Origin of the sequence: Jatrophihabitans sp. (assembly GCF_036388195.1) — a bacterium.
Classification (GTDB): domain Bacteria; phylum Actinomycetota; class Actinomycetes; order Mycobacteriales; family Jatrophihabitantaceae; genus Jatrophihabitans_A.
Genome location: NZ_DASVSG010000119.1, coordinates 1 through 4,382 on the forward strand (window position 1 = coordinate 1; position 4,382 = coordinate 4,382).

General features: G+C 74.4%; 5 protein-coding genes. All 5 read right to left on the reverse strand.

Annotated features, from left to right (window positions below):
• The coding region (locus VF612_RS12020; RefSeq protein WP_408660092.1) for an SDR family NAD(P)-dependent oxidoreductase at nucleotides 1–721 on the reverse strand (721 nt) is incomplete at its 3' end.
• A 14-nt stretch (nucleotides 722–735) separates the two neighbouring features.
• Nucleotides 736–1,734, reverse strand: a complete 999-nt coding sequence (locus VF612_RS12025) for a glycosyltransferase family 9 protein (protein ID WP_408660093.1) — start codon at nucleotides 1,732–1,734, stop codon at nucleotides 736–738.
• Nucleotides 1,731–3,272, reverse strand: coding sequence for a PfkB family carbohydrate kinase (locus tag VF612_RS12030; RefSeq protein ID WP_408660094.1), 1,542 nt, complete (start codon nucleotides 3,270–3,272; stop codon nucleotides 1,731–1,733). The genes VF612_RS12025 and VF612_RS12030 overlap by 4 nt, the downstream gene beginning before the upstream one ends.
• Nucleotides 3,269–3,889 carry a D-sedoheptulose-7-phosphate isomerase gene (locus VF612_RS12035; protein ID WP_408660095.1) on the reverse strand — a complete coding sequence of 207 codons (621 nt, stop codon included), beginning with the start codon at nucleotides 3,887–3,889 and terminating at the stop codon, nucleotides 3,269–3,271. Before VF612_RS12035 ends, VF612_RS12030 begins: the two co-directional genes overlap by 4 nt.
• Nucleotides 3,886–4,382 (reverse strand): glycosyltransferase (locus tag VF612_RS12040; protein ID WP_408660096.1); only part of this gene is annotated, 497 nt, incomplete at its 5' end. The genes VF612_RS12040 and VF612_RS12035, both read right to left, overlap by 4 nt.

Genomic DNA, 4,382 nt, shown 5'->3' on the forward strand with positions numbered 1-4,382 from the left:
CCCGCCGGGAGTTGATGACCAGGTTCTGGACGAAGGTGTCCGGTGGCAGCGTCAGCAGGAATTCCACTGCGCTGGCAACGGTGTCCGGATCCATCATCACCTCATCCGACAGCTGCCACTGCTCCATCATCGGCGTGTTCATGGCGCTCGGCATCACGCCGTGGATGCGGGCCGGCCAGCGGTACTCATAGGCCTCCCGCTGCATGATCTTGGTGAGCATCGCCAGCGCGGCCTTCGAGCTGTTGTACGCAGCGGCGTCGGCGCCCACCGTGATGGCCGAGATCGAGATGATGTTCACGATGTCGGCCGGGTAGCTGCGCTCGCCGGAACCGAGGGTCCTGAGGAACTGTCGGGTGGTGTACAACGGACCCGACTGGTTCACCGCGACGACGTCCTGCCATTGCTTGTCGGTGATGTCGAGGATGCCGGCGCCCCGGTCGGTGCCGGCATTGTTGATCAACCCGTCGAAGCGCTCGCCGAACCGGGCCGCGGTGGCGTCGATCGCCTCGGCGACGCTGGCCGGATCGGTGACGTCCAGCCGGCAGGACGAGGCGCTGCCCCCTGCGTCGCAAACCAGCCGGACGGTGGCCTCGGCGGCCTCGACATCGACATCGGCGACCACCGGATGCGCGCCGCCGGCTGCCAGCCGCCGGGACAGCGCGCGCCCCAGGCCGCTGCCGCCGCCGGTGATCAGTACAACGCGCTGATCGAGTGCCCGCATAACGCCTCCTGGCTTCAGAGCTGATTCGCTGGACTGAACGGCTGGACGCTGCTGAGCCGATCCCGCGCCCGGTCCCGGGTCAGCTCGCGCACCGCGTCGAGCACCTCCTCGACGGTGATCGCCAGCAGCGCCGGATCGACCTGCTCCCCGTGCGGGTTCCCGGTTCCGTCGCCGTGCCACAGCACCCGGTGCGGCCCATCGGGCGGCGGTCCCCAACTGGCCGGCGACACCGGACCGAACAACAGCACCGACGGGGTGCCGAAGTTCGAGGCGACGTGCGCGACACCGGTGTCACTGCACACCACCAGCCTGGCCCGGCCGACCAGCGAGATCAGCTCCGGCAGCTCCAGCCCCAGCAGGGCCGGCACACCCGCGTCGTCGGCCACCGTCCGGACCAGTGAGGCCTCGGCCGGGCCACCGGTGATCACCACCCGATGACCCTGGCTCCGCAGCGCAGCGGCCACCACCGCGAACCGCTCCGCGGGCCAGCGCCGGGCGGGGGCGGCCGCACCCGGATGCAGCACCGTCAGCGAGTCCGGCATCGCGACCGCTGGCAGCCGCAGGCATCCCACCGCCCGGCACCCGCCCGGTGGGGCGCCGGCCGGCGCCGGCAGCACCTCCGTGACGAGCCGGCACCACCGGCTGACCTCGTGCTCGCCGGCCAGCCAGCGCGGCCCGCTCAGCCCGCCCGCCGGATCGGCGAAGCCGTACAGCTGCCGGGGCTCGAGGGCGCTGAGCAGCCGGCGGCTGGCCGGGCCGTTGCCGTGCAGGTCGATGGCCACGTCCAGCCGGGGCGGCGCCGGCCTGATCGGCGCCAGCTCCGCCGCCGGCAGCAGCCGGTCCACCGCCGGGATCAGCGGCACCAGCGGCGCGAACACCGCTGGCGCCGCCAACACCACCTCATGGCCAGGCAGCGCCTGCTTGATCAGGCCGAGCGCGGGCAGCCCGGTGAGGAAGTCCCCGAGGCCCAGCGCGCGCAACGCGAGGACGACCGGCCGCTCGGAGGAGGTCACAACGCGGATCCGCCGGTGAGTTCGGCCTGCCTGGCCAGCTCCACCAGGGCGGAGGTCGAGCGACCCCGCAGGTACGGGACCGTCACCGCCTCCCCGCCCCACTCCGCCAGCACCGCCGACTCCGGCAGCGGGACTCCGGAGTAGTCACCGCCCTTGGCCCAGATGTCCGGCCGGATCCGGCGCAGCACGGCGGCCGGGGTGTCCTCCTCGAAGACCACCACGGCATCGACACACTCCAGCGCCGCCAGCACCCGGGCCCGGTCCGCGGCCGGCTGCAGCGGCCGCTGAGCACCCTTGAGCCGGCGCACCGAGGCATCGGAGTTCAGGCACACCACCAGGCAGTCGCCGGCTGCCCGGGCGGCCTGCAGGGTGGCGATGTGGCCGGCGTGCAGCAGGTCGAAGCAGCCGCCGGTGGCCACCACGACGCCGTGCCGGCTGCGGACGCCGTCCAGCAGCCGGTCCAGCTCGTTCGGGTCGGCAGCGGCTTCAGGCCTGGACGGGCCAGCGGCGGCAGCTTCGGGCTCGGCCGCTTGGGGCTGGGGAGCTGCGGTCTCGGCAGCTTCGGTCTCGGCGGCCGGGGGAACTCCGGCCCCGGTGGTTTCGGTCTCAGCAGCTTCGTGCTCGGCGGCTGGGGGAACTCCGGCCCCGGACGGGTCGAGCCGGAGACCCGCCGCCGCCCCGGCGGCCACGAACCGGCCGGCCGCGGCGACGCCGAGTGCGACCGCCTCGCTGGGCAGCACGCCGTCGGCCAGCCCCGCGGCCGCGGCAGCGGCGAAGCAGTCCCCCGCGCCGCAGGTGTCGCCGGCGGCCACCTGGGCCGCAGCGACCAGGTGCGGGGCGTTGTCGGCCAGGCAGAACATCGCGCCCCGGGAGCCGAGCGTCACGCAGACCGAGCCGGCCTGCCACTGCCGGGCCAGCTGCTGGGCGCCGCGCCGGATGGCGGCCAGCGACCCGCAGGCATCCATCGCCACGAAGCCGGCCAGCTCGGCGAGGTTGGGAGTGACCAGGGTGCTGCCGGGCACCGGCGCCGCGCCTCGGGGGTGCGGGTCCCAGACCAGCGGGCAGCTCAGCCCCGTGAGCGCGGCCCGGACCTCCGCGTCGGCGGTGACGCCCCGGCCGTAGTCCGAGACCAGCACCGCGGCGGCCGAGGCCAGCACGGCCCGGACGCGTTCGGGCAGCGGGCCGATCAGCCCGCGGTCCCCGCCCCGGTCCAACCGGGCCACCGGATGCTCAGCCACCCGCAATCGGGTCTTCACCGGGGTGCTGCCGCCCCAGGGCAGCGCGACCAGCTCCAGCCGGCCGGCCAGCATCCGGCGCAGCTGCCGGCCTGCCTCATCGGTCGCCAGGGGCGCCACCAGCACCACCGGACGCGGTCCCGCGGCGGCGAGCAGGGCAGCCAGCGCGGCCCCGCCCGGACGCCGGTGCTCGACCGGATCGTGCAGCACCGGAACCGGCGCCTCCGGTGACAGCCGTGCCGACTCCGCGATCAGGTCGATGTCGAGCATCACATCTCCGACCACCACCAGCGGAGCGGTCATGGCGCCGCCCCCGATTCGGCCAGCTCGGCGCCGGCCAGCCGGATGAGCTCGGCGTCCATCGCCTCGCAGACCAGGTGCAGCGCGACCAGGTGCAGCTCCTGCACGGTGGCGGTGGCCGGGCAGCAGATCGGCAGCACCTCATCGGCCGCCGCGGCCAGCGGATTGGGCACCGGACCGGTCATCGCCCAGGTGCGCAGTCCGCAGTCGCGAGCCCGGATGGCCGCCGCGACCAGGTTCGGGCTGCGGCCGGAGGTGGACATCAGCACGCAGATGTCGCCCGGCCTGCCATGTGCCTGCACCTGCCGGGCGAAGACCTCCTCGATGCCGTAGTCGTTGAGGATCGCGGTCAGCGCGGACGGCTCGCTGTGCAGCGCGACGGCGGAGAACGGGCGCCGGTCCGAGTGGTACCGGCCGACGATCTCCGCGCTGAGGTGCTGAGCCTGCGCCGCGCTGCCGCCGTTGCCGGCAACCAGCAGCCGCGATCCGGAGCTGAGCGCGCCGGCCAGCTTGATCCCCCAGTCGGTGGCGATCTCGGTGGCCGGGCCGAACTCGGTCAGCGCCTGGGTCAGCGCCTGGACATGGGCCTGGGCCGGTGTCGTACTCAGCAGCTCGGTCATCGCGCCACCTCCGCGGTCACGTCGGTCAACCGGCCGGCAGTGTCCGGTCCGGGCAGGGAAGAGGGCAGCCGCCGCTCGGCCAGCACGCTGCGATAACACGCCTCGGTCTGCTCGGCGATGCGGTTCCAGCCGTACCGGCCCAGCACCCGCTCGCGTCCGGCCTGCGCCATCGCCAGCCGCCGCGCCGGATCGGTGAGCAGCTGATTCAGCACCCGGGCCAGCAGGTCCGGACGCCGTGGCGGCACCAGCCGTCCGGTGATGCCGTCGAGCACCGTGTCCTGCAATCCCCCGACGGCGGTGGCCACGACCGGCAGGCCGGCCGCCATCGCCTCCAGCGGGGTGATGCCGAACGGCTCGTACCAGGGCACCGCCAGCACGACGTCGGCCGAGCGGATCCAGCCCGGGACGTCGGCACGGGCCACCGCGCCGGTGAAGACCAGCCGGTCGGCGACGCCCGCCTCGGCGGCCACGGCGCGCAGCCGCTGCACCTCCG